This is a genomic window from Citrobacter sp. CK195, from assembly GCF_030333365.1.
Lineage (GTDB): Bacteria > Pseudomonadota > Gammaproteobacteria > Enterobacterales > Enterobacteriaceae > Citrobacter_B > Citrobacter_B koseri.
Genome location: NZ_JAOWGB010000025.1, coordinates 539,544 through 562,652, shown reverse-complemented (window position 1 = coordinate 562,652; position 23,109 = coordinate 539,544). Strand labels below are relative to the sequence as shown.

Genomic DNA, 23,109 nt, shown 5'->3' with positions numbered 1-23,109 from the left:
ATGGTGCATCCGGGAGGATTCGAACCTCCGACCGCTCGGTTCGTAGCCGAGTACTCTATCCAGCTGAGCTACGGATGCATTGGGAAACTTATTTACTGCCGATATTGATACCGCTACAAAAGCCATATCAAGTAAGAGATGGTGCATCCGGGAGGATTACTCGGCTGCGCCTCTCCCTACGGGCCGTTGCTGAAGCAACGTTATCCTCCCTGGTGCTTGCGATAACTTCGCAGACCATGAAACAACAGCGTAGCTGTTATATCGGGGAAGATGGTGCATCCGGGAGGATTCGAACCTCCGACCGCTCGGTTCGTAGCCGAGTACTCTATCCAGCTGAGCTACGGATGCATCGGGAAACTTACTTTATTGCAGATTTTGATACCGCTACTAAAGCCATATCAAGTAAGAGATGGTGCATCCGGGAGGATTCGAACCTCCGACCGCTCGGTTCGTAGCCGAGTACTCTATCCAGCTGAGCTACGGATGCAAATGGCGGTGAGGCGGGGATTCGAACCCCGGATGCAGCTTTTGACCGCATACTCCCTTAGCAGGGGAGCGCCTTCAGCCTCTCGGCCACCTCACCACGCGCCTCTTACGAGTGCTTCGAAGAACTTGTTTCTGCTCATCGTCGCTGCGTGGCGCACATATTACTTTCTGGGACTTATAAGTCAAACAATTTTTCCCACGCTTTTATCGTTTGCACACTTCACGCTCAATTAGTCTGCAAAAACGGCAAAAAGGGTGTTTTATCAACAGATAAATCGGCGTGTTACACCGCCTGAGCGCAGGCAGAAAAACCGAATAACCAGGAAAGAGCCTGCCGGCACCGGAAGCGATACGGAAAAAGAGTGAAGAAAAATGAAAAAGAGAAAGGAAGCGAGGAGCAGGTTGCGCCTCATCGGAAGAGATGAGACGCGAAAACCTTAGTAACTGGACTGCTGGGATTTTTCAGCCTGGATACGCTGGTAGATCTCCTCACGATGGACAGAGACTTCTTTCGGGGCGTTTACGCCAATGCGCACCTGGTTGCCCTTTACCCCTAAAACTGTCACGGTGACCTCATCTCCAATCATGAGGGTCTCACCAACTCGACGAGTCAGAATCAGCATTCTTTGCTCCTTGAAAGATTAAAAGAGTCGGGTCTCTCTGTATCCCGGCATTATCCATCATATAACGCCAAAAAGTAAGCGATGACAAACACGTAAAGTGTAAGCAGTCACGGCATCACATTCTGTTAAACCTAAGTTTAGCCGATATACACAACTTCAACCTGACTTTATCGTTGTCAATAACGTTGATGCAAACGCCGCAGACCGGGGCCTGCGGCGTTAGATAACGCTTATAGTTATTACAGTTTTGCGCTAACCCAGCCTTTCACACTGGCTAACGCTGCTGGCAGAGCAGCCGCATCCGTACCACCGGCTTGCGCCATGTCTGGACGTCCGCCGCCCTTGCCGCCCACCTGCTGAGCGACCATGCCGACCAGCTCCCCTGCTTTCACGCGGTCGGTCACATCCTTCGACACGCCCGCAATCAGAGAAACCTTACCTTCCGCTACCGTTGCAAGAACGATAACGGTAGAACCCAGTTGATTTTTCAGATCATCAACCATCGTACGCAGCATTTTTGGCTCAACGCCCGCAAGCTCGCTAACCAGCAGCTTCACGCCGTTGATGTCAACCGCTTTGCTGGAAAGGTTCGCACTTTCCTGCGCGGCAGCCTGTTCTTTCAACTGCTGCAACTCTTTTTCAAGCTGACGCGTACGTTCCAGTACAGAACGGACTTTTTCGCCCAGATTCTGGCTGTCGCCCTTCAGCAGCTGTGCGATATCGCTTAAGCGATCGCTTTCAGCGTGCAGCGTAGCAATCGCGCCTTCGCCCGTAACCGCTTCAATACGGCGAACGCCTGCCGCAGTACCGGATTCAGAAACGATGCGGAACAGACCGATATCCCCCGTACGGCTGGCGTGCGTACCGCCACACAGTTCGGTGGAGAAATCGCCCATGCTCAGCACACGAACGCGATCGTCATACTTCTCGCCAAACAGCGCCATTGCGCCTTTAGCTTTCGCCGCTTCAAGGTCCATGATGTTGGTTTCGACCGGCAGGTTGCGACGGATTTGCGCATTCACCAGATCTTCCACCGCACGGATTTCAGACGGTTTCATCGCTTCATTATGCGAGAAGTCGAAACGCAGGACTTTGTCGTTAACCAGCGAGCCTTTCTGCGCTACGTGCGTGCCCAGAATCTGGCGCAGCGCCGCGTGCATCAGGTGCGTCGCAGAGTGGTTCAGGCGAATACGCGCCCGGCGAGCTTCATCCACATCAGCCTGCACCGCATCGCCCACTTTCAGGGAACCGGTCGAAAGCGTACCGATATGTCCAATCGCCTGGCCATATTTTTGCGTATCGCTAACCGCAAACGCGAAGCCTGCGCCTTTCAGTTCGCCTTTATCGCCAACCTGACCACCGGATTCCGCATAGAACGGCGTCTGATCCAGCACGACAACGGCTTCCTGACCCGCGCTAATCGCATCTACCGCTTTACCATCCACAAACAGCGCGGTCACTTTACCGTTCAGTTCCAGATGCTCATAACCTTTAAATTCTGACGCGCCGTCAACGCGGATCATCGCGTTATAGTCTGCGCCAAAACCGCTGGCCTCACGCGCACGACGACGCTGTTCTTCCATCGCGGCTTCAAATCCCGCTTCATCAACTTTGATGTTGCGCTCGCGGCAAACGTCCGCCGTCAGGTCAACCGGGAAGCCGTAGGTGTCATACAGACGGAAAGCGGTTTCGCCATCCAGCGTGTCGCCGGAAAGCTTCGCCAGCTCTTCGTCCAGCAGCGCCAGACCACGTTCCAGCGTACGGGCAAACTGCTCTTCTTCCGTTTTCAGAACCTGCTCAACCTGTGCCTGCTGGCGCTTCAGCTCTTCACCGGCAGAGCCCATAACGTCAATCAGCGGCCCAACCAGCTTGTAGAAGAAGGTCTCTTTCGCGCCCAGCATGTTGCCATGACGAACCGCACGACGAATGATACGGCGCAGCACATAGCCACGGTTTTCATTCGACGGAACCACGCCGTCGGCGATCAGGAAAGCGCAGGAACGGATGTGGTCGGCAATCACGCGCAGCGACTTGTTGCTCAGATCGGTCGCGCCAGTCACCTTCGCAACGGCTTCAATCAACGTGCGGAACAGGTCAATTTCATAGTTGGAGTTAACGTGTTGCAACACAGCGGCGATACGCTCCAGACCCATACCGGTATCGACGGACGGTTTCGGCAGCGGTTCCATCGTACCGTCAGCCTGACGGTTGAACTGCATGAAGACGATGTTCCAGATCTCAATATAGCGATCGCCATCTTCTTCCGGGCTTCCCGGAGGGCCGCCCCAGATGTGATCGCCGTGGTCGTAGAAGATCTCGGTACATGGACCGCACGGCCCTGTATCGCCCATCTGCCAGAAGTTGTCGGACGCGTATGCCGCGCCTTTGTTATCACCAATTCGGATGATACGTTCACGCGGAATGCCGACTTCTTTTTCCCAGATCTCGTAGGCTTCATCGTCAGTTTCATAGACGGTCACCCACAGACGCTCTTTTGGCAGGGCAAACCAGTTTTCACCGGTCAGCAGTTCCCACGCAAACTGAATAGCGTCGTGTTTGAAATAGTCGCCGAAGCTGAAGTTACCCAGCATTTCGAAGAAGGTGTGGTGACGTGCAGTGTAACCGACGTTTTCCAGATCGTTGTGTTTACCACCCGCACGTACGCAACGCTGCGAAGTGGTGGCGCGGGAATAATTACGCTTGTCGAGCCCAAGGAAAACATCCTTGAACTGGTTCATCCCGGCGTTGGTAAACAACAAAGTTGGGTCATTGTTTGGCACCAGGGAGCTGCTGGCAACTACCTGATGTCCCTTACTGTGGAAAAAATCGAGAAACGCCTGACGGATCTCAGCGGTGCTCTTGCTCATAATTATCCTGAAATCAAGCTAACGAAATATCATTACCCGCCTCAGCGCTCATATGCCCTGCCCGGCTGGCAATTGAAAAAAGTGGGAATAAGATAAGTTTTCTTTACGGGGAAGTAAAATCCCGTATGCAGTCAATCGTCAAAATTTCGCCATATCTCCTGAATATCCTCCATCAGATAGCCACGATAAAGCAGGAAACGCTGGACTTTGACCTTTTCCGAAAATGCGGCTGGTAAGGGTTCGCCATATTTGCGGATCGCCTGTTCGCGAGCAAGAAGCAACCACTCAATCTCGCATTCACGCATTGCGCGTTCAATCGCCTCACGCGCAATGCCTTTTTGATTCAGCTCCTGCCGAATACGTGCCGGGCCATAACCTTTACGGCTGCGGCTGGCGATAAAGCGCGAAACAAAACGATGATCATCAAGGTAGTTGTGCTCATGGCACCAGGCGATAACCCGTTCATAGTCTTCCGGCGCCGCATCGATCTCTTCCGGCCCGTTTTTTCCCATAACCGGTGCGGAGAGTTTACGCCGCAGTTCCTGTTCACTGTGATCGCGTACCGCCAGAATACGTACCGCGCGATCCAGCAGACGGTTATATGCGGGGCGTCGCGGTGTGGATTCACTCATAACAAACCTTCGGAAAAAGAAATGCAAAAAGGGCCGCAAGATATGCAGCCCTTCAAAGTATAAGCCCGATAAGACGCCAGAGCGCCGCCACCGGGCAATGCAACGATTAGAAATCTTCGTTGGTTTCTTTCACACCTTCACCGTTGTCATCAACGGAGAAGTCTGGCGTCGAGTCCTGATTGCTCAGCAGCAGCTCACGCACTTTTTTCTCGATCTCTTTGGCGGTCGCCGGGTTCTCTTTCAGCCAGGTAGTAGCATTCGCTTTACCCTGACCGATTTTCTCGCCGTTATAGCTGTACCATGCACCAGCTTTCTCGATCAGCTTCTCTTTCACGCCCAGGTCAACCAGTTCGCCATAGAAGTTGATGCCTTCGCCGTAGAGGATCTGGAACTCAGCCTGTTTAAACGGCGCGGCGATTTTGTTCTTCACAACCTTCACGCGGGTTTCGCTACCCACGACGTTTTCGCCCTCTTTCACCGCGCCGATACGGCGGATATCCAGACGAACGGACGCGTAGAATTTCAGCGCGTTACCCCCGGTAGTGGTTTCCGGGTTGCCGAACATGACGCCAATTTTCATACGGATCTGGTTGATGAAGATCAGCAGGGTGTTGGACTGTTTCAGGTTACCGGCCAGCTTACGCATCGCCTGGCTCATCATACGCGCCGCGAGGCCCATATGAGAGTCGCCGATTTCACCTTCGATTTCCGCTTTCGGCGTCAACGCCGCCACGGAGTCAACAACGATAACGTCTACAGCGCCTGAACGCGCCAGCGCATCACAGATTTCCAGCGCCTGCTCGCCGGTGTCCGGCTGGGAGCACAGCAGGTTGTCGATATCGACGCCCAGTTTGCGGGCATAGATAGGGTCCAGCGCATGTTCGGCGTCGATAAACGCACAGGTTTTGCCTTCACGCTGTGCAGCGGCAATCACCTGAAGCGTCAGGGTGGTTTTACCGGAGGATTCCGGCCCGTAGATTTCTACGATACGCCCCATCGGCAGGCCACCCGCGCCCAGCGCGATATCCAGAGAAAGCGAACCGGTGGAGATGGTTTCCACATCCATGGAACGGTCTTCACCCAGGCGCATGATGGAGCCTTTACCGAATTGTTTTTCGATCTGGCCCAGCGCTGCCGCCAACGCTTTCTGTTTGTTTTCGTCGATAGCCATTAACTACTCCTGTCATGAGCCGGGGTCCGCTTGCGCTTGTACCGGATAGTGAATTCTGTACTGTTAGGTGCGATTATACTGTACAGTCATACAGTATCAAGTGTTTTGTAGAAATTGTTGCCAGAGCGTTTTGAGCGCATATTCCGTCGCCTGGCGACGTACGCTGTCACGGTCGCCGCTAAAGCACTCCCGGCGGGTGATCCCCTCGCCCTGTGCGGTTGCGAAACCAAACCAGACAGTGCCGACGGGCTTCACGTCGCTGCCGCCGTCCGGCCCGGCAATGCCGCTGATAGAAACGGCATAATCCGCGCGGGCCGCTCTGAGCGCGCCAATCGCCATCTCAATCACCACCGGTTCGCTGACCGCGCCGTGCTGCTCAAGCGTCGGTTCGCGCACGCCAATCATTTGCGCTTTCGCTTCATTACTGTAGGTAACAAAACCGCGTTCAAACCAGGCGGAACTCCCGGCGATATCGGTAATCACTTTCGCTACCCAACCGCCCGTGCAGGACTCCGCTGTCGTCAGCGTTGCGCCGCGCTGTTTCAGCGCCAGCCCTACCACTTCGCTTAACTGCATCAATTCATGGTCAGTCATCATCGCTTAAGGCTCCTGAAAAACGTGCAGCACAAGATAGCACTTTCTGAGCAGATATGGGGACGAGGTGCGGATTTTACGAGGGGGCTTCAGAAAAAAGCCGATGCGAAGCATCGGCCAATCGTACGGTTACTTCATGCTGTTGGCGATGGTCTCAACATTGTGGCGAAATGCTTTTACGTAGCTATCCGCCACGCCGCCTTTTGCCGACAAGGCTTCAGGATACAGCTCGCCGCCCGGCTGCGCGCCCGTCGCGCTGGCGATCTGTTTTACCAGACGCGGATCGAGCTGATTCTCCATAAACCAGGTGTTCACCCCATCCGCTTTAATCTGCTTAATGAGCGCGGCGACCTGCGCGGCAGAGGCTTCACTTTCCGACGACAGCCCCTGCGGCGCCAAAAACTCAACGCCGTAGGCGTGACCGAAATAACCGAAGGCATCGTGGCTGGTCAGCACCTTGCGTTTCTCCTGCGGGATCTGGCTAAAGCGCGCTTTCGCCCACGCGTCCAGTTCAGTCAGTTGTGCGATGTAAGGTTTGCCGGAAGCCTCCAGCGCGGCTTTATCCTGCGGGTCGGCGTTGACCAGCCCGGAAAGAATATTCTGCGCATACAGCGCGCCGTTCGCTGCGCTATTCCAGGCATGCGGATCGGTGACAGTTTCGCCGTCTTCATCCAGCGTATGCGTCTTCACCCCGTCGGAAGCCACCACCAGCGTACCTTTGAAGCCGGAGGCTTTTACCAGCCGGTCAAGCCACCCCTCCAGCCCCAGCCCGTTCACTACCACCACATCCGCTTTGCTCAACGCCGCGCTGTCTTTCGGCGAAGGCTCGAAGGTATGCGGATCGCCATCCGGCCCAACCAGCGTAGTGACGTTGACATTCTTGCCGCCGACCTCCTGGGTGATGTCGCCGAGAATAGAAAAACTCGTCACCACATTCAGCGTTTTCGCCAGCGCGCCTTGCGTCATCAACCCCAACGCGAGCGCAATCATTACCCCTGTACGTTTCATCTTTTCCCCTTGCATTAAAAAAGCGCGCGCAGACTGTCAGCCAGCCTGCTGCGCGTGCCGAATAAAATGGAAATAAAGAACAGCGCGCTGGCGGTCAGCACAATCGACGGCCCGGCGGGTAAACTCACCGCCCAGGAAAGGCTTAGCCCCAGCCATGCACAGACGACGCCGCTGCCGCCGGCAAGCAATAACAGCCCCGGTAACGTGCGCGCCCAACAGCGGGCCGCGACGGCAGGAAGCATCATCAGCCCTACCGCCATCAGCGTGCCGAGTACCTGAAAGCCAGCCACCAGATTCAACACCAGCAACGAGAGAAACAGCCCGTGCAGCAGCGAAGGCAGCCAGCGCGCGTTAACCTGCAACCATGCGGTATCAAACGCTTCACTCACCAGACCACGATAGAAAATCGCCAGCATGATCAATGTGAATGCGCATACCCCCGCCACGAACAGCGCGGAATCGCGATCGACCGCCAGAATGGAACCAAACAGAAGATGCAGCAGATCGACATTTGACCCGCGCAACGACACCAGCGTAACCCCCAGCGCCAGCGATCCCAGGTAGAACCCGGCGAAGCTGGCGTCTTCTTTTAGCGGCGTACGGCGACTCACCATTCCCGCCACCAGCGCTACCGTAATCCCGGCGATAAACCCGCCGATGCTCATTGCCAGCAATGACATTCCACTGAGCAGATAGCCCACCGCCACGCCGGGCAGCACCGCATGCGACAGCGCGTCTCCCATCAGGCTCATACGTCGCAGCAGTAAAAAGACGCCAAGCGCCGTCGTGCTGACCGAAAGCGCCAGACAGACCACCAGCGCCCGCCGCATAAAGCCGTATTCAATAAACGGCTGAAAAAAGATATGCCAGATCATGCCACTCTCACCCGCTCGGTCATCCAGTGAGACACGTCCGTATCCAGCCGTAACGTCTGCGGAAAATAGCGCGCCACCCGTTCACTGTCGTGCAGCACCGCCAGCACCGTTTGCCCTCGCTGATACATCTCCAGCATCAGCCCCATCAGTACGTTGCAGGTCTCCTCATCCACGCCGGTAAAGGGTTCATCCAGCATGACCAGCGGCGCTTCCTGCACCAGCACACGGGCAAACAACATGCGTTGAAACTGGCCGCCGGAGAGTTCATCAATGGTCATCGTCGCCATTGCCTCCAGCCCCACGCGCTCAATAGCGTGGGCGACACGCAGACGGGTTTTGCGTTGAAATCCCCCCAGCAGGGAAATATCAGGCCAGCACCCCATGCTCACCACGTCCTGAACGGTAAGCGGAAACTGCGTCTCCAGCGCGTGACGTTGCGCCAGCCAGCCAATTACCGGGCGGCGTCCGCGCCAGTGAAATGCGCCGCTCACCGGAGGAAGAAAACCGGCCAGCGTTTTCAGCAGCGTTGATTTACCGCAGCCGTTAGCGCCGATAATCGCCGTCATGCTGCCGCGTTCCAGCGTGCCGGTCAGCGGCGACGTGACCGGCTGTCGCTCGTAACCGGCCACCAGTTGATTCAGGATAATCATGGCAATGCCACCGCCCAGCGCACGGCCAGTCCGATAAACAAAACAAGCGCGATAGCCATCAACAGGCGAGTCAAAGCCGAAAGAGAGAAGAGTGAAGCAGACATATTCGCACCACAATAAAATGTTATAACATAACAATAATAAAATGCGATGCGGATGTAAATTGCCAGGAAAAAAGGGAGTGTGGCGAAATGTTTCAGACGTGAAATAGCGCAGCAGCGGCGCTGCACGCTCCCCTTTCTCTCAGGGAAAAGGGAGCGTAATCCAGACCGGGTAAGCGTAGCCCCCGGAAAACACGCGGCGGCTACTGACTAAACGGCGACGCCGCAGGTACACGCGCCAGCGCGACGGCCTGACCAAGCTGCCAGACCGCCATCGCATAGTGAGTGCTGTGGTTATAGCGCGTGATGGCATAGAAGTTCGGCAACCCGTACCAGTACTGATAGCCCGTACCCACGTCCAGGCGCAGCAGGCTGGCCTGCTGATGATTGCCCAGCGACTGCTGCGGCGTCAGCCCGGCGGCCGCAAGCTGAGAAATGCTGTACTGGGTTTTAAAGCCGTTCGCCAGCCCCGGCGCCTGACCGTTGGCCGGAACGGCGACCACATCGCCTTTCACCCAACCGTGGGCTTTGAAATAGTTCGCCACGCTGCCGATGGCGTCAACCGGGTCCCACAGGTTGATGTGCCCGTCGCCGTTAAAGTCCACCGCGTACTGCTTATAGGACGACGGCATAAACTGTCCGTACCCCATCGCACCGGCAAAAGACCCTTTCAGATCCAGCGGGTCGTCCTGTTCATCACGCGCCATCAGCAGGAACGTTTCCAGCTCGCCGGAGAAATACTCCGCCCGACGCGGATAGTTAAACGACAGCGTCGCCAGCGCATCCAGAATTCGCGTTTTACCCATGATGCGGCCCCAACGGGTTTCCACGCCAATAATGCCGACGATAATCTCCGGCGGGACGCCATAAACCAGCCATGCACGGTTCAACGCATCCTCATATTGATTCCAGAACGCCACGCCGTTTTGCACATTGTCCGGGGTAATAAACTGCTTGCGATAGCGCAACCATGCGCCATTCGGCCCCGCTGGCGGTTGCGTGGTCGGCGCCTGTCTGTCCATCAGTCGCAGAACGTAGTCCAGGCGCTTCGCCTGCGACAGGATCTCCTGCAACTGCTGGCGATTAAAACCGTGCTTGTTCACCATCTTCTCAATGAACTGCTGCGCGTTCGGATTATTGGCGAAATCACCGCCCATCACCATGACATTGTGCTGCGGCTCAAGCAGGAAACCGCCGGACGGCGCTCCCGTTGTCGTTTGAATTTCTGAAGACTGTGGTTTGCTGCTACAGGCAGCAAGCAACGCAAAGAGAGGAAGTAGTGCTACATAACGACGCTTGAACATGAGACATCCATTAAACAGATTCAGCCAGGGGGAAGTATGGTAAAGCATCCCGCTTCGCACAAGGAAGCGCTCTTCACAGAATACGCACTATTCTCCCGTAACATCCCTGCTTTTTTTCTCCGCAACAAACGCAAACTTTCACTTTAAAATATTTATCTTTCATTTTTAGATCAAAATAACACTTTTAAATCTTTCGATCTGATTAAAATAACTCACCAATTGGCAAGATAACAACAAACCCTACAGGAGAGAACAATGATCGAAACCATTACACATGGTGCGGAGTGGTTTATCGGGCTGTTCCAGAAAGGCGGAGAGGTGTTCACCAGTATGGTGACCGGCATCCTTCCGCTTTTGATAAGCCTGCTGGTCATCATGAATGCCTTAATAAACTTCATTGGCCAGCAGCGTATTGAACGTTTTGCCCAGCGCTGCGCCGGGAACCCGTTATCCCGTTACCTGCTGCTGCCGTGCATCGGTACGTTTGTGTTTTGTAACCCGATGACGCTGAGTCTGGGCCGCTTTATGCCAGAAAAATACAAGCCCAGTTACTACGCGGCGGCCTCCTACAGCTGCCACTCGATGAACGGACTGTTCCCGCACATCAACCCCGGCGAACTGTTTGTTTACCTGGGCATCGCCAGCGGCCTGACGACACTCGGCCTCCCGCTTGGCCCGCTCGCCGTCAGCTATCTGCTGGTCGGTCTGGTCACCAACTTCTTCCGTGGCTGGGTGACTGACCTCACTACATCCATCTTTGAGAAAAAAATGGGCATTCAACTTGAGCAGAAAGTCCACCTGGCTGGAGCAACATCATGACGCGTATTCGTATTGAGAAAGGCACCGGTGGCTGGGGCGGCCCGCTTGAACTGGATGCAACCCCCGGAAAGAAAATCGTCTACATCACCGCCGGGACGCGTCCGGGGATTGTCGACAAACTGGCGCAACTGACAGGCTGGCAGGCGGTGGATGGCTTTAAAGAGGGCGAACCGCCTGAGGAAGAGATCGGCGCGGCGATCATCGACTGCGGCGGCACGCTGCGCTGCGGGATTTATCCGAAGCGGCGCATTCCAACCATCAACATCCACTCTACCGGGAAGTCGGGGCCGCTGGCGCAATACATCATGGAAGATATTTACGTCTCCGGGGTGAAAGAAGAGAACATCACGCTGAGCGGCGAGGCGCCTGCAAACGCGCAGCCTGTCGCCTCGCCTGCGGGCCGCGATTACGACGCCAGCAAAAAAATCACCGAACAGAGCGATGGCCTCTTGGCGAAAGTCGGTATGGGGATGGGCTCAGCAGTAGCGGTGCTGTTCCAGTCCGGGCGCGACACCATCGATACGGTGCTGAAAACCATTCTGCCGTTTATGGCCTTCGTCTCGGCGCTGATCGGCATCATTATGGCCTCCGGTCTCGGCGACTGGATCGCTCACGGCCTGGCGCCGCTTGCCAGCCATCCGCTGGGGCTGGTCACGCTGGCGCTCATCTGTTCATTCCCGCTGCTGTCGCCCTTCCTCGGCCCTGGCGCGGTGATCGCCCAGGTTATCGGGGTGCTGATTGGCGTGCAGATTGGCCTGGGTAATATCCCTCCCCATCTGGCGCTGCCCGCGCTGTTCGCGATTAACGCTCAGGCCGCGTGCGACTTTATTCCGGTCGGTTTATCGCTGGCGGAGGCCCGCCAGGACACCGTTCGCGTCGGCGTGCCTTCCGTGCTGGTGAGCCGCTTCCTGACCGGCGCGCCTACCGTTCTCATCGCCTGGTTTGTTTCCGGCTTTATTTATCAATAAGAGGTTCAGAGATGACCGTGATTTACCAGACCACCATCACCCGTATCGGCGAGAGCGCGCCGGACGCGCTCTGCGACAGAATGCTGATTACCTTTCGTGAAGGCGCGCCTGCGGATATCGAAGCGTTTTGCTTTATCCACTGCCACGGCGAGCTGAACGGCACGCTGCAACCCGGCGCACAGTTTCAGCTGGGTGAGCATCGCTATCCGGTGACTGCTGTGGGCAGCGTGGCCGAGCAGAATCTGCGTGAACTGGGGCATATCACCCTGCGCTTCGACGGGCTGAACGAGGCGGAATTTCCCGGCACCGTACACGTTGCGGGGCCAGTACCGGATGACATCGCGCCGGGCTGTATTTTGAAGTTTGTGGCTTAAAGGTTTAAGGAGAGAAAAATGAATCAGGTTGCCGTTGTCATTGGTGGAGGCCAGACCCTGGGGGCCTTCCTCTGCCGTGGGCTTGCAGAGGTTGGTTATCGCGTCGCCGTTGTGGATATTCAGAGTGATAAAGCCGCAAATGTGGCGCAGGAGATTAACGCCGCGTTTGGCGAAGGCATGGCGTACGGTTTTGGCGCCGATGCCACCAGCGAGCAGAGCGTTCTGGCGCTCTCTCGCGGAGTCGATGAAATTTTTGGCCGGGTTGATCTGCTGGTCTACAGCGCGGGCATCGCCAAAGCGGCGTTTATCAGCGACTTCCAGCTCGGCGATTTCGACCGTTCGCTACAGGTGAATCTGGTGGGGTATTTCCTTTGCGCTCGCGAATTCTCCCGCCTGATGATCCGCGACGGCATTCAGGGACGTATTATCCAGATCAACTCCAAGTCCGGGAAAGTGGGCAGTAAACACAACTCCGGCTATAGCGCGGCGAAGTTCGGCGGCGTGGGCTTAACCCAGTCGCTGGCGCTGGATCTGGCAGAATACGGCATTACCGTGCATTCGCTGATGCTTGGCAACCTGCTGAAATCACCAATGTTCCAGTCGCTGCTGCCGCAATACGCCGCCAAGCTTGGCATCAAGCCGGACGAAGTGGAGCAGTATTACATCGACAAAGTTCCGTTAAAACGCGGCTGCGATTATCAGGACGTACTGGACATGCTGCTGTTTTACGCCAGCGCAAAGGCGTCGTACTGCACCGGACAGTCCATCAATGTAACCGGCGGTCAGGTGATGTTTTAAGAGGTATGATTGCCCGGTGGCGCTGCGCTTACCGGGCCTACGAATATTATGTAGGCCGGATAAGGCGCAGCCGCCATCCGGCAAAATCAAAGGAGCGCATTATGGTTTCCGCACTGATCACCGTCGCCGTTATCGCCTGGTGTGCGCAACTGGCGCTGGGCGGCTGGCAAATCTCCCGCTTTAACCGGGCGTTTGACAAACTTTGCCAACGAGGGCGAGTGGGCGTCGGGCGCTCCGGCGGACGCTTTAAACCGCGAGTGGTGGTCGCCATCGCACTGGATGACCAGCAGCGCGTCACGGATACCTTATTCATGAAAGGTCTCACCGTCTTTGCCCGACCGGTTAAAATTCCCGCAATACAGGGCAAACATCTTGATGAATTACAGCCTGATGTGATCTTTCCCCATGATTCGCTCTCACAGAATGCACTATCATTAGCGCTTAAACTGAAACATGGGTAATTTCGTTGTGAATGCTAATTGCTTGCGAAATTATCATTTCACAACTTATACATCAGTCAGGGTAATTACGCCTATGAAACCACGTCAGCGTCAGGCTGCTATTCTGGAGCATCTGCAAAAGCAGGGAAAATGCTCGGTTGAGGAGTTGGCCCAGTACTTTGACACCACGGGCACCACCATTCGCAAAGACCTGGTCATTCTGGAAAATGCCGGAACCGTTATTCGCACGTATGGCGGCGTGGTGTTGAATAAAGATGAATCCGACCCGCCTATCGATCACAAAACGCTGATCAACACCCATAAAAAGGCGTTGATCGCACAAGCGGCCGTTCAGTTTATCCACGATGGCGACTCCATCATCCTTGATGCCGGAAGCACCGTGTTGCAGATGGTGCCGATGCTTACCCGCTTTAGCAATATCACCGTCATGACCAACAGCCTGCACATTGTTAACGCCCTTTCGGAGCTGGACAACGAGCAGACCATCCTGATGCCCGGCGGCACATTCCGCAAAAAATCTGCGTCATTTCACGGTCAGCTGGCAGAAAACGCCTTTGAGCAGTTCAGTTTTGATAAACTGTTCATGGGCACCGACGGCATCGATCTCAATGCCGGAGTGACCACCTTTAATGAGGTCTATACCGTCAGCAAAGCGATGTGCAATGCCGCGCGCGAAGTGATTCTGATGGCGGACTCCTCAAAATTTGGGCGTAAAAGCCCCAACGTTGTGTGCAGTCTGGAAAGCGTCGACAAACTGGTTACCGACGCGGGTATCGACCCCGCGTTTCGTCAGGCGCTGGAAGCAAAAGGGATTGAAGTGATCATAACCGGAGAAACCAATGAGTGATGCATTACTGAACGCGGGTCGCCAGACATTACTGCTGGAGTTACAGGAAGCAAGCCGTCTGCCGGAACGCCTGGGCGATGATTTTGTCCGTGCCGCCAATACTATCCTCCACTGCGAAGGCAAAGTGATTGTCTCCGGTATTGGCAAGTCAGGCCATATCGGCAAGAAAATCGCCGCGACTCTCGCCAGTACAGGAACGCCCGCGTTCTTTGTCCACCCGGCAGAAGCGTTACATGGCGATCTCGGCATGATCGAAAGCCGGGACGTGATGCTGTTCATCTCCTATTCCGGCGGAGCGAAAGAGCTGGATCTCATTATTCCGCGCCTGGAAGATAAATCGATAACCCTGCTGGCGATGACCGGAAAGCCAACCTCCCCGCTGGGTCTGGCGGCAAAGGCTGTGCTGGATATCTCCGTTGAGCGTGAAGCCTGCCCGATGCACCTGGCGCCGACCTCCAGCACCGTCAACACCCTGATGATGGGCGACGCGCTGGCTATGGCGGTGATGCAGGCGCGCGGTTTCAATGAAGAGGATTTCGCCCGTTCACACCCTGCCGGGGCGCTGGGCGCGCGTCTGCTCAACAAAGTCCATCACCTGATGCGCCGTGACGATGCGGTGCCGCAGGTTCAGCTCACCACCAGCGTGATGGACGCCATGCTGGAGCTGAGCCGTACCGGGTTAGGTCTGGTTGCGGTATGCGACGCGCAGCGCGTTGTAAAAGGCGTCTTTACCGACGGCGACCTGCGCCGCTGGCTGGTTGGCGGCGGCACGCTGGCTACGCCGGTCAGCGAAGCGATGACCCACAACGGCATTACGTTGCAGGAGCAGAGCCGCGCCATCGATGCCAAAGAACTTCTGATGAAGCGCAAGATCACCGCCGCGCCGGTGGTGGATGAAAACGGTAAACTCACCGGCGCAATCAACCTGCAAGACTTCTACCAGGCAGGCATCATCTAACTTTTCAGCCCCAGACGCTTCGCCAGCCGATGCAGGTTGGCGACGTCTGTCTCCAGCGCTCGCGCGCAGGCGGCCCAGTTGTGGTTATTTTGCGCCAGCGCACGGCGAATCATCTCCCGCTGGAAAGCCTCGGTCGCGTCGCGCAGATTGTGATTTGCCGGTAGCGTCGGCGTACTGTCGTCAGGCAGAGCGGGAGAAACCTCCTCCTGTAAGGCAAAATGCTGCGCTTCCAGCACCACCTCATCCCCCGCCCGGGTCGCTCTTGCCAGAACCACCGCACGGTGGATCGCATGTTCCAGTTCGCGAACGTTTCCCGGCCAGCCATAGCTCAGCAGATGGCTACGCGCCCCCGGGCTCAGCACCACGCGGGAAAGCCCCAGCCGCAGGCGGCACTGTTCGCAAAAATACCCGGCCAGCAAGACCACATCCTCACCACGCTCACGCAGCGGCGGCACGGAGAGCGGGAACACGCTCAAACGGTGGAACAGGTCGGCGCGAAAACGCCCGGCCAGCACCTCTTCACGTAAGTCGCGGTTAGTCGCCGCCAGCACGCGTACGTCGACGCGCAGGCTGCGATCGTCCCCGACGCGTTGAATATCGCCATACTGCAAAACGCGCAGCAGTTTCGCCTGCAACGCCAGCGACAGCTCGCCAATCTCATCAAGAAACAGCGTGCCGTTATCGGCCATTTCGAACTTACCGCTACGGTTGCTGATTGCCCCGGTAAACGCCCCTTTGACGTGGCCGAAAAGCTCGCTCTCCGCCACGCTTTCCGGCAGCGCGGCGCAGTTCAGATACACCAGCGGGTTCACCGCCCGTGGCGAGCCTTCATGAATCGCTTTCGCCACCAGCTCTTTCCCGGTTCCCGTTTCGCCGCTGATCAGCACGTTGAGATCCGACCCCGCCACAATCTCAATCTCTTTTTTCAACTGCATCATATTTGGCGACAGGCCGATCATCTGCGTTTCTTTCACCTGTTCGAAAGAGGCGGAAGACCCCGGCAACATATTCTGGCTTTCTAATTGCTCAATAAGCAGCGCATTGCTCAGCGCCCCCGCCGCCAGCGCTGCGATGAGCCGCAGTTCTTCATCGCTGAAAACATCAAACTGATCGGGTTCCATGCCGTCAAGCGTGAGTGCGCCAATCAGGGTTTGCCCGGCGAACAGCGGCAGCCCGATACAGGCGTGTACCTTCAGGCTCTCCTGATCCGGGATCAGTCCGTCATACGGGTCCGGCAGGTCGCTGTCGGCTGGAAAACGCACCACATCCCCGGCACGGGCAATGGCTTCCAGTCGCGGATGCCCTTCCAGAGTGAAGCGCCTGCCCAGTACATCCTGCGCCAGGCCGTCGATCGCCAGCGGAATAAACTGCCGCCCCTCATAGCGCAGCAGCGCCGACGCATCGCACTCCAGCACCTGACGCAGCGTGGTGATCAGGCGCTGAAAGCGGTCCTGATGCCCGATACCACTTTGTAATTCAATGGCGATGCCCGCCAGGACATCAACTGAAAAGCTCATGGCTACCTCATTGTCATTTTGACAATCAATAGTGTCATATTGACAATTAATTGAATAGTCTTTTTGACTATAATTTTATGAGTATAATTTTTTAATTATTGTAAATCAATCAGTTAAAAAGTTGGCACGCATCCTGCTCTTAGCAATACATCTTTCTTAAAAAAACTGTATTTACTGAGGTTGCTATGTCTATTCTGGTTAAAAATAACATTCATTGGGTTGGCCAACGTGACTGGGAAGTTCGTGATTTTCACGGGACCGAATATAAAACGCTGCGCGGCAGCAGCTACAACAGCTATCTCATCCGTGAAGAAAAAAATGTTCTGATCGATACCGTAGATCATAAATTCAGCCGCGAATTCGTGCAAAACCTGCGTAGCGAAATCGACCTGGCCGACATTGATTACATCATTATTAACCATGCGGAAGAAGACCACGCGGGCGCGCTGACCGAACTGATGGCGCAAATCCCGGATACGCCGATCTACTGCACCGCAAACGCCATTGACTCCATTACCGGTCACCACCATCACCCGGAATGGAACTTTAACGTCGTAAAAACAGGCGACACGCTGGATATCGGCAACGGCAAGCAGCTGATTTTTGTTGAAACCCCGATGCTGCACTGGCCGGACAGCATGATGACCTACATGACGGGCGACGCGGTACTGTTCAGTAACGACGCTTTCGGTCAGCACTACTGTGATGAACGTCTGTTCAACGATGAAGTCGATCAGACCGAGCTGTTCGAGCAGTGCCAGCGTTACTACGCCAACATCCTGACGCCGTTCAGCCGTCTGGTCACGCCAAAAATCACCGAAATCCTCGGCTTCAACCTGCCGGTAGATATGATTGCCACCTCTCACGGCGTGGTATGGCGCGACAACCCAACCCAGATCGTTGAACTGTATCTGAAATGGGCGGCGGATTATCAGGAAGATCGCATCACCATTTTCTACGACACCATGTCCAACAACACCCGCATGATGGCCGACGCGATTGCGCAAGGCATCAACGAAGTTGACCCGAACGTGGCGGTGAAAATCTTTAACGTCGCACGCAGCGATAAAAACGAAATTCTGACCAACGTGTTCCGCTCCAAAGGCGTGCTGGTCGGTACTTCTACGATGAACAACGTGATGATGCCGAAAATCGCCGGTCTCGTTGAAGAGATGACTGGCCTGCGCTTTCGTAACAAACGCGCCAGCGCTTTCGGTTCCCACGGCTGGAGCGGCGGCGCGGTAGACCGTCTGTCCACCCGTCTGCAAGATGCCGGCTTCGAGATGTCACTGAGTCTGAAAGCGAAATGGCGTCCTGATATTGATGCCCTGGAACTTTGCCGCCAGCACGGCCGCGATATTGCCCGTCAGTGGGCGCTCGCTCCGCTGCCGGAAACAAATGTGAAAGCGACAACCCAGGAAGAAGAGTGCGCCTGTGCCGCCGCCGCTGCGGCTGACCTCGGCCCAAGCATGCAGTGCAGCGTATGCCAGTGGATTTACGACCCTGCAAAAGGTGAGCCGTTGCAGGATGTCGCGCCGGGTACGCCGTGGAGCGACGTACCGGATAACTTCCTGTGCCCGGAATGTTCATTAGGTAAAGACGTCTTTGATGTGTTGGCAACGGAGGCAAAATGAGCCGGGGAATTGTCATTATTGGTTCGGGCTTCGCCGCCCGCCAGTTAGTCAAAAACATCCGTAAACAGGACGCGACCGTAGCGCTGACCCTGATTGCCGCTGACAGTATGGACGAGTACAACAAACCCGACCTCAGTCACGTCATCAGCCAGGCGCAGCGCGCCGACGACCTCACCCGCCAGTCGGCGGGGGAGTTTGCCGAACAGTTTAATCTGCGTCTGTTCCCACACACCTGGATTACGGACATTGATGCCGACGCCCACGTGGTAAAAAGCCAGGACAAGCAATGGCAGTTCGACAAACTGGTACTGGCGACAGGGGCATCAGCCTTTGTTCCGCCGGTTTCCGGGCGTGAGTTAATGCTCACACTGAACAGCCAGCAGGAGTATCGCGCCTGCGAAACGCAACTGCGTGACGCGCAGCGCGTACTGATCGTCGGCGGCGGTCTAATTGGTAGCGAGCTGGCAATGGATTTCTGCCGTGCGGGTAAAGCCGTCACGCTGATTGACAATGCCGCCAGCATTCTGGCCTCGCTGATGCCGCCGGAAGTGAGCAGCCGCTTGCAGCATCGTCTGACCGATATGGGCGTACATCTGCTGCTGAAATCGCAGTTGCAGGGTCTGGAGAAAACCGCTATCGGTATTCGCGCCACGCTGGATCGCGATCGTCAGGTAGAGGTGGATGCGGTCATCGCCGCGACCGGCCTACGCCCGGAAACCGCGCTGGCGCGCCGTGCCGGGTTGACCATCAACCGTGGCGTCTGCGTTGACAGCTATCTGCAAACCAGCCACCCGGATATTTATGCGCTGGGAGACTGCGCGGAAATTAACGGCCAGGTTCTGCCTTTCCTGCAACCGATTCAGTTAAGCGCCATGTATCTGGCGAAAAATCTGCTCGGCGGGAACGCGCCGCTGAAGCTGCCCGCCATGCTGGTGAAAATCAAAACGCCGGAATTGCCGTTACATCTTGCAGGCGAAACCCAGCGTTGCGACCTGAACTGGCACATTGCGGCGGAGTCCGAAGGGATGGTCGCCCGAGGCATAAATACCGAAGGTCAGCTTTGCGCCTTTGTGGTGAGCGAAGACCGTATGAAGGAGGCCTTTGCGCTGCTGAAAACGCTGCCCGCGTAAGTTCATTGTGCCGGGTGGCGGCTGACCTGCGAATCATGACGCCGTAGGCCTGATAAGCGCAGCGCCATCAGGCGATGTTCGAACATCTTTGCCGGACGGCGGCGTAAACGCCTGATCCGGCCTACGGGAAGCGCCTGTTTGTACGTCGCCATCCGGCGATACTGCCACTGATTTATTAACCTCACGCACACGGAAGTGCGCTGCTGCTTGTCGGTATGCCCCGACACGTTTCGCCCCGCCAGTCCCGGGGCTTTTTTTTATTTCTGCGCCAGCTCGCGCGCTGCGGCGATCGCTCCCTGCCCTAACGACACTCCCCCATCTCCGGCCGGTAAACGCTGCGGGAACAGTAAGGTAAAATCAGCAAGACAGAACGTCAGACGCCTGCACAGCAAGCGGTTATGCAGCACGCCGCCGCCGAATACCAGCGTGGTGATCCCGCGTGCGGTCGCTTCCTGGCGCAGCAGCGCGGCGAACCCATGCGCCAGCGCGTCGTGAAAGGCCCAGGCGCGCTCCTCGGGAGCGGCCTGCCAGTTCAGCCACTGCCGCCAGAACGTGGCTAAATCCAGCTGGTTGTTTTTAACCGGCATCGTCACCGGATGTTCAACGCGATTGCATCGCGAAGCCAGCGCCTCCAGCGCACAGGCCGCTTCCCCTTCATAACTGAGCGTGTCAGGCGCGCAGCCTGATGCGGCGGCGACGGCATCGAACAGGCGTCCGCACGACGACGCCAGCGGGGCGTTGATTCCGCGCTCAATGGCCCGCGCCAGCACGTTCCACTGCTGTCGTTGCAGCGCAGCCGTTTCTGGATAGTCCCGCCAGTCAGGAACGAAGCGCAGACACTGCGCCAGCAGGTTGCGCCAGGGCTGCTTCGCGGCGAGATCGCCGCCCGCCAGCGCGACGGCGGGCAGGCCGCCAAGATGCTCGCATTCGCGGTAATTAACGCGTAAACACTCTCCGCCCCACAGCGCGCCGCCCTCTCCCATACCAATGCCGTCGAGCGTCAGGGCAATCACATCGCCGCCGTTCAACGGCCAGCCGTGCTCGACCATGCATGCCGCCGCATGCGCATGGTGGTGCAATACCGTTTCGGTCGGAAGCGTCATCTCGCTGGCCCACTGGCTGGAGACGTAGCCCGGATGCGCGTCGCAGACAACGCGTTGCGGCGTAAAATCGTAAATGTTCTGAATCAAACGCAGCGCGTCACGCCACTGCGTTTGAATGCCGTCATCGCTGAGATCCCCCAGATGCTGGCTTACCACCGCCTGCTCGCCGCGCACCAGACAGAAGGTATTTTTCAGATCGGCGCCCAGACAGAGCATCGGCGGCACATCGTGAAATCCCGGCGGCAGCGCGATCGCATCCGGCACATAGCCCCGCGAACGGCGTAGCATTTCGCCGCTGTCACGCACGACCGAGTCATCCATTCGCTGCACGATATCGCGGTTGTGCAACAGAAAACCGTCGGCGATCGCCTTCAGGTCGTCCAGCGCCTGTTGGTTAGTGATGGCCGGCGGTTTACCGCTAAGGTTGCCGGAGGTCATCACCAGCGGACAATTCAGCGCCTGTAAAAGCAGATGCTGGAGCGGATTCGCGGGCAGCATTACCCCCACTTCCGCCAGCCCCGGCGCGATCCCCTCGCACAGCGACGCGACATGCTGTTTATCCACCAGCACGATGGGGGCGGCCGGCGTAGTCAGCAGTCGGCGCGCCGCATCCGGCAAGCCTTCCGCATCCGGCAACATTACCGCCAGCGGTTTCGCAGGGCGGCGTTTACGCGCCCGCAGCATCGCCACCGCCTCATCATTTTGCGCATCGCAGGCCAGATGAAAGCCGCCAATACCTTTGATGGCGACAATGCCCCCCGCTTTTAACATCGCGACGGCAGCCTGTAGCGCGGCGTCTTTTTCCGCCCGAGCGCTGCCAGAGCGCCACGCCAGATGCGGGCCGCAGGCCGGGCAGGCAACTGGCTGGGCGTGGAAACGGCGGTCGTATGGATCGCGATATTCCGTCGCACACTTCCTGCACAACGGAAACGATGCCATCACGGTAAACGGACGGTCGTAAGGCATCGCACGAATGATCGTAAAACGCGGGCCGCAGTGGGTGCAGTTGATAAAAGGGTAACGGTAGCGCCGCTCGCCGGGCGTATTCATTTCGGCGAGACAGGCCGGGCATGTGGCCGCGTCGGGCACAATTTGCGTATTCATCGTTCCGCCCGCGCTCTGGCGGATGGAGAAATCGGCAGGCAGTTGAGACCAGGCAAACGGCTCGCTCTCGACGCTGTCAATACGGGCCAGCGGCGGGCAATGTTGATGTAACTGCACAATAAACTCCGCCGGATCTTCCTGTAAGCGCACAACCACACCGTCACCGTCGTTACACACGTCGCCATGCAGTTGTAACCGCTGCGCCAGTTGCCAGACGTAGGGGCGAAATCCGACGCCCTGTACCTTGCCACGAATACGCAGCTGTACGCCGGAGTGGTTGTTTATTGTCATGAAGTCGTTCCCACAGTCATCTATCCCGGTTTGCCTGATGGCGCTACGCTTATCAGGCAAACCGGGGATACGAACAGTAGGCCGGATAAGGCAAGACCGCCATCCGGCATGAATACCACCGTATTTTACGCGGTTTTTCAGGAATCAGAAAAGCAAAGACGCGGAGGAGTCCAGCGCCGCACGGCGACGTTTTTCCGCGCTCAGTTGTTCAAGTTTGTTGCGATCGACGCAAATCAGCGCGTGGGTCGGACAGGCTTCCATACAGGCAGGGCCGGCCTCGCGGTGGTGGCAAAGGTCGCATTTGTTGGCCTCCGCTTTTTCCGCCCGGACGTTCAGACCCGCGCCGCTGTTGCGAATCACCGGACGCACAACCACTTCCATCGCGCCGTATGGGCAAGCGACCACGCAGGTTTTACAGCCAATGCAACGCTCCTGCATCACATGTACGAAACCTTTATCACGGCTGATGGCGCCGTTCGGGCAGACGTTGGCGCACGGCGCGTCTTCACACTGGCGGCACAGCGTCGCCGTGGAGACATTCACACCTTTGATCACATGGATGCGGGGTAAGAAAGTTTCAGGGGTCAGCGACGCGCAGTCCTGGTTTTCCTGATGAGACACCACACAGGCCACTTCACAGGTACGGCAACCAATGCATTTATTGGCGTCGGCAATGATGAAACGGTTCATCAAATTCTCCAGCAATGACAGATTATGTGCCGAAACATTCATAAATCGTGCCAGTTTTTAACTGATTGTTATTGCTTGATATTTGATGATGACGTTGTGACCAA

At 56.7% G+C, this 23,109-nt stretch carries 21 protein-coding genes and 4 tRNA genes; 9 read left to right on the top strand and 16 right to left on the bottom strand.

All coding sequences use genetic code 11. The features are described 5' to 3' along the window. Nucleotide 1 precedes the first annotated feature (1 nt). The 13 genes from OGX93_RS16875 to mltB form a co-directional block, all read right to left on the bottom strand. A tRNA-Arg gene (locus OGX93_RS16875) sits at nt 2-78 on the bottom strand. 193 nt (nt 79-271) lie between these two features. Further along, nucleotides 272-348 (bottom strand) — tRNA-Arg (locus OGX93_RS16870). A 62-nt stretch (nt 349-410) separates the two neighbouring features. Further along, nucleotides 411-487: transfer RNA gene (locus OGX93_RS16865), tRNA-Arg, on the bottom strand. 3 nt (nt 488-490) lie between these two features. Then, nucleotides 491-583: transfer RNA gene (locus tag OGX93_RS16860), tRNA-Ser, on the bottom strand. A gap of 340 nt (nt 584-923) precedes the next feature. Beyond that, nucleotides 924-1,109 (bottom strand): carbon storage regulator CsrA, encoded by a 186-nt coding sequence (csrA, locus tag OGX93_RS16855; protein ID WP_000906486.1) that lies wholly within the window; start codon nt 1,107-1,109, stop codon nt 924-926. 239 nt (nt 1,110-1,348) lie between these two features. Beyond that, nucleotides 1,349-3,976, bottom strand: coding sequence for an alanine--tRNA ligase (gene alaS / locus OGX93_RS16850; RefSeq protein ID WP_286448963.1), 2,628 nt, complete (start codon nt 3,974-3,976; stop codon nt 1,349-1,351). Nucleotides 3,977-4,107: 131 nt separating this feature from the next. Beyond that, nucleotides 4,108-4,608, bottom strand: coding sequence for a recombination regulator RecX (gene recX, locus OGX93_RS16845; RefSeq protein ID WP_047461718.1), 501 nt, complete (start codon nt 4,606-4,608; stop codon nt 4,108-4,110). A 106-nt stretch (nt 4,609-4,714) separates the two neighbouring features. Continuing rightward, nucleotides 4,715-5,779: a recombinase RecA gene (recA, locus tag OGX93_RS16840; RefSeq protein WP_110493905.1), complete on the bottom strand. Its 1,065-nt coding sequence runs from the start codon at nt 5,777-5,779 to the stop codon at nt 4,715-4,717. A gap of 96 nt (nt 5,780-5,875) precedes the next feature. Further along, a complete protein-coding gene (gene pncC / locus OGX93_RS16835) occupies nt 5,876-6,373 on the bottom strand; it encodes a nicotinamide-nucleotide amidase (RefSeq protein ID WP_024130886.1) in 498 nt (165 codons plus the stop codon). Between the two features lie 129 nt (nt 6,374-6,502). Further along, complete coding sequence (locus tag OGX93_RS16830; protein WP_286448965.1) at nt 6,503-7,381, bottom strand: metal ABC transporter substrate-binding protein; 879 nt, start codon at nt 7,379-7,381, stop codon at nt 6,503-6,505. A gap of 14 nt (nt 7,382-7,395) precedes the next feature. Beyond that, nucleotides 7,396-8,256, bottom strand: coding sequence for a metal ABC transporter permease (locus OGX93_RS16825; RefSeq protein WP_012134809.1), 861 nt, complete (start codon nt 8,254-8,256; stop codon nt 7,396-7,398). After that, complete coding sequence (locus OGX93_RS16820; protein ID WP_286448968.1) at nt 8,253-8,906, bottom strand: metal ABC transporter ATP-binding protein; 654 nt, start codon at nt 8,904-8,906, stop codon at nt 8,253-8,255. Before OGX93_RS16820 ends, OGX93_RS16825 begins: the two co-directional genes overlap by 4 nt. Before the next feature lie 304 nt (nt 8,907-9,210). Further along, nucleotides 9,211-10,311 carry a lytic murein transglycosylase B gene (gene mltB, locus OGX93_RS16815; RefSeq protein ID WP_198448584.1) on the bottom strand — a complete coding sequence of 367 codons (1,101 nt, stop codon included), beginning with the start codon at nt 10,309-10,311 and terminating at the stop codon, nt 9,211-9,213. 255 nt (nt 10,312-10,566) lie between these two features. Here mltB and srlA point away from each other — a divergent pair, with 255 nt between their 5' ends. The 7 genes from srlA (at nt 10,567) to gutQ (ending at nt 15,536) form a co-directional block, all read left to right on the top strand. Next, nucleotides 10,567-11,130: a PTS glucitol/sorbitol transporter subunit IIC gene (gene srlA / locus OGX93_RS16810; protein WP_012134812.1), complete on the top strand. Its 564-nt coding sequence runs from the start codon at nt 10,567-10,569 to the stop codon at nt 11,128-11,130. Then, the gene (gene srlE / locus OGX93_RS16805; protein ID WP_012134813.1) at nt 11,127-12,098 is read left to right on the top strand and encodes a PTS glucitol/sorbitol transporter subunit IIB; all 972 of its coding nucleotides are present in this window, start codon (nt 11,127-11,129) and stop codon (nt 12,096-12,098) included. The genes srlA and srlE overlap by 4 nt, the downstream gene beginning before the upstream one ends. Nucleotides 12,099-12,109: 11 nt before the next feature. Continuing rightward, nucleotides 12,110-12,472: a PTS glucitol/sorbitol transporter subunit IIA gene (srlB, locus tag OGX93_RS16800; RefSeq protein ID WP_012134814.1), complete on the top strand. Its 363-nt coding sequence runs from the start codon at nt 12,110-12,112 to the stop codon at nt 12,470-12,472. Between the two features lie 18 nt (nt 12,473-12,490). Then, the gene (gene srlD / locus OGX93_RS16795) at nt 12,491-13,270 is read left to right on the top strand and encodes a sorbitol-6-phosphate dehydrogenase (RefSeq protein WP_012134815.1); all 780 of its coding nucleotides are present in this window, start codon (nt 12,491-12,493) and stop codon (nt 13,268-13,270) included. A gap of 101 nt (nt 13,271-13,371) precedes the next feature. Beyond that, nucleotides 13,372-13,731 carry a transcriptional regulator GutM gene (gutM, locus tag OGX93_RS16790; RefSeq protein WP_012134816.1) on the top strand — a complete coding sequence of 120 codons (360 nt, stop codon included), beginning with the start codon at nt 13,372-13,374 and terminating at the stop codon, nt 13,729-13,731. A 73-nt stretch (nt 13,732-13,804) separates the two neighbouring features. Continuing rightward, nucleotides 13,805-14,578: a glucitol operon DNA-binding transcriptional repressor SrlR gene (srlR, locus tag OGX93_RS16785; protein ID WP_012134817.1), complete on the top strand. Its 774-nt coding sequence runs from the start codon at nt 13,805-13,807 to the stop codon at nt 14,576-14,578. Further along, nucleotides 14,571-15,536 (top strand): arabinose-5-phosphate isomerase GutQ, encoded by a 966-nt coding sequence (gene gutQ, locus OGX93_RS16780; protein ID WP_012134818.1) that lies wholly within the window; start codon nt 14,571-14,573, stop codon nt 15,534-15,536. The genes srlR and gutQ overlap by 8 nt, the downstream gene beginning before the upstream one ends. Here the strand turns inward: gutQ and norR are convergent. After that, complete coding sequence (norR, locus tag OGX93_RS16775) at nt 15,533-17,053, bottom strand: nitric oxide reductase transcriptional regulator NorR (RefSeq protein ID WP_012134819.1); 1,521 nt, start codon at nt 17,051-17,053, stop codon at nt 15,533-15,535. The two genes, gutQ and norR, sit on opposite strands and share 4 nt — an antisense overlap. Nucleotides 17,054-17,238: 185 nt before the next feature. On the opposite strand from norR, the gene norV reads away from it, so the two are divergent. Both norV and norW read left to right on the top strand, forming a co-directional pair. After that, complete coding sequence (gene norV / locus OGX93_RS16770) at nt 17,239-18,687, top strand: anaerobic nitric oxide reductase flavorubredoxin (protein WP_012134820.1); 1,449 nt, start codon at nt 17,239-17,241, stop codon at nt 18,685-18,687. Continuing rightward, nucleotides 18,684-19,817, top strand: coding sequence for an NADH:flavorubredoxin reductase NorW (norW, locus tag OGX93_RS16765; protein WP_275147520.1), 1,134 nt, complete (start codon nt 18,684-18,686; stop codon nt 19,815-19,817). Before norV ends, norW begins: the two co-directional genes overlap by 4 nt. A 257-nt stretch (nt 19,818-20,074) precedes the next feature. On the opposite strand, the gene hypF is transcribed toward norW, so the two are convergent. Together hypF and hydN are read right to left on the bottom strand one after the other, a co-directional pair. Continuing rightward, nucleotides 20,075-22,315: a carbamoyltransferase HypF gene (gene hypF / locus OGX93_RS16760; RefSeq protein WP_286448970.1), complete on the bottom strand. Its 2,241-nt coding sequence runs from the start codon at nt 22,313-22,315 to the stop codon at nt 20,075-20,077. 144 nt (nt 22,316-22,459) lie between these two features. Then, nucleotides 22,460-23,005, bottom strand: coding sequence for an electron transport protein HydN (hydN, locus tag OGX93_RS16755; RefSeq protein WP_024130889.1), 546 nt, complete (start codon nt 23,003-23,005; stop codon nt 22,460-22,462). Nucleotides 23,006-23,109 lie beyond the last annotated feature (104 nt).

Coding starts and splice junctions, on each gene's coding strand:
- csrA (WP_000906486.1), bottom strand. CDS start 1,109: ATGCTGATTCTGACTCGTCGAGTTGGTGAGACCCTCATGATTGGAGAT.
- alaS (WP_286448963.1), bottom strand. CDS start 3,976: ATGAGCAAGAGCACCGCTGAGATCCGTCAGGCGTTTCTCGATTTTTTC.
- recX (WP_047461718.1), bottom strand. CDS start 4,608: ATGAGTGAATCCACACCGCGACGCCCCGCATATAACCGTCTGCTGGAT.
- recA (WP_110493905.1), bottom strand. CDS start 5,779: ATGGCTATCGACGAAAACAAACAGAAAGCGTTGGCGGCAGCGCTGGGC.
- pncC (WP_024130886.1), bottom strand. CDS start 6,373: ATGACTGACCATGAATTGATGCAGTTAAGCGAAGTGGTAGGGCTGGCG.
- OGX93_RS16830 (WP_286448965.1), bottom strand. CDS start 7,381: ATGAAACGTACAGGGGTAATGATTGCGCTCGCGTTGGGGTTGATGACG.
- OGX93_RS16825 (WP_012134809.1), bottom strand. CDS start 8,256: ATGATCTGGCATATCTTTTTTCAGCCGTTTATTGAATACGGCTTTATG.
- OGX93_RS16820 (WP_286448968.1), bottom strand. CDS start 8,906: ATGATTATCCTGAATCAACTGGTGGCCGGTTACGAGCGACAGCCGGTC.
- mltB (WP_198448584.1), bottom strand. CDS start 10,311: ATGTTCAAGCGTCGTTATGTAGCACTACTTCCTCTCTTTGCGTTGCTT.
- srlA (WP_012134812.1), top strand. CDS start 10,567: ATGATCGAAACCATTACACATGGTGCGGAGTGGTTTATCGGGCTGTTC.
- srlE (WP_012134813.1), top strand. CDS start 11,127: ATGACGCGTATTCGTATTGAGAAAGGCACCGGTGGCTGGGGCGGCCCG.
- srlB (WP_012134814.1), top strand. CDS start 12,110: ATGACCGTGATTTACCAGACCACCATCACCCGTATCGGCGAGAGCGCG.
- srlD (WP_012134815.1), top strand. CDS start 12,491: ATGAATCAGGTTGCCGTTGTCATTGGTGGAGGCCAGACCCTGGGGGCC.
- gutM (WP_012134816.1), top strand. CDS start 13,372: ATGGTTTCCGCACTGATCACCGTCGCCGTTATCGCCTGGTGTGCGCAA.
- srlR (WP_012134817.1), top strand. CDS start 13,805: ATGAAACCACGTCAGCGTCAGGCTGCTATTCTGGAGCATCTGCAAAAG.
- gutQ (WP_012134818.1), top strand. CDS start 14,571: ATGAGTGATGCATTACTGAACGCGGGTCGCCAGACATTACTGCTGGAG.
- norR (WP_012134819.1), bottom strand. CDS start 17,053: ATGAGCTTTTCAGTTGATGTCCTGGCGGGCATCGCCATTGAATTACAA.
- norV (WP_012134820.1), top strand. CDS start 17,239: ATGTCTATTCTGGTTAAAAATAACATTCATTGGGTTGGCCAACGTGAC.
- norW (WP_275147520.1), top strand. CDS start 18,684: ATGAGCCGGGGAATTGTCATTATTGGTTCGGGCTTCGCCGCCCGCCAG.
- hypF (WP_286448970.1), bottom strand. CDS start 22,315: ATGACAATAAACAACCACTCCGGCGTACAGCTGCGTATTCGTGGCAAG.
- hydN (WP_024130889.1), bottom strand. CDS start 23,005: ATGAACCGTTTCATCATTGCCGACGCCAATAAATGCATTGGTTGCCGT.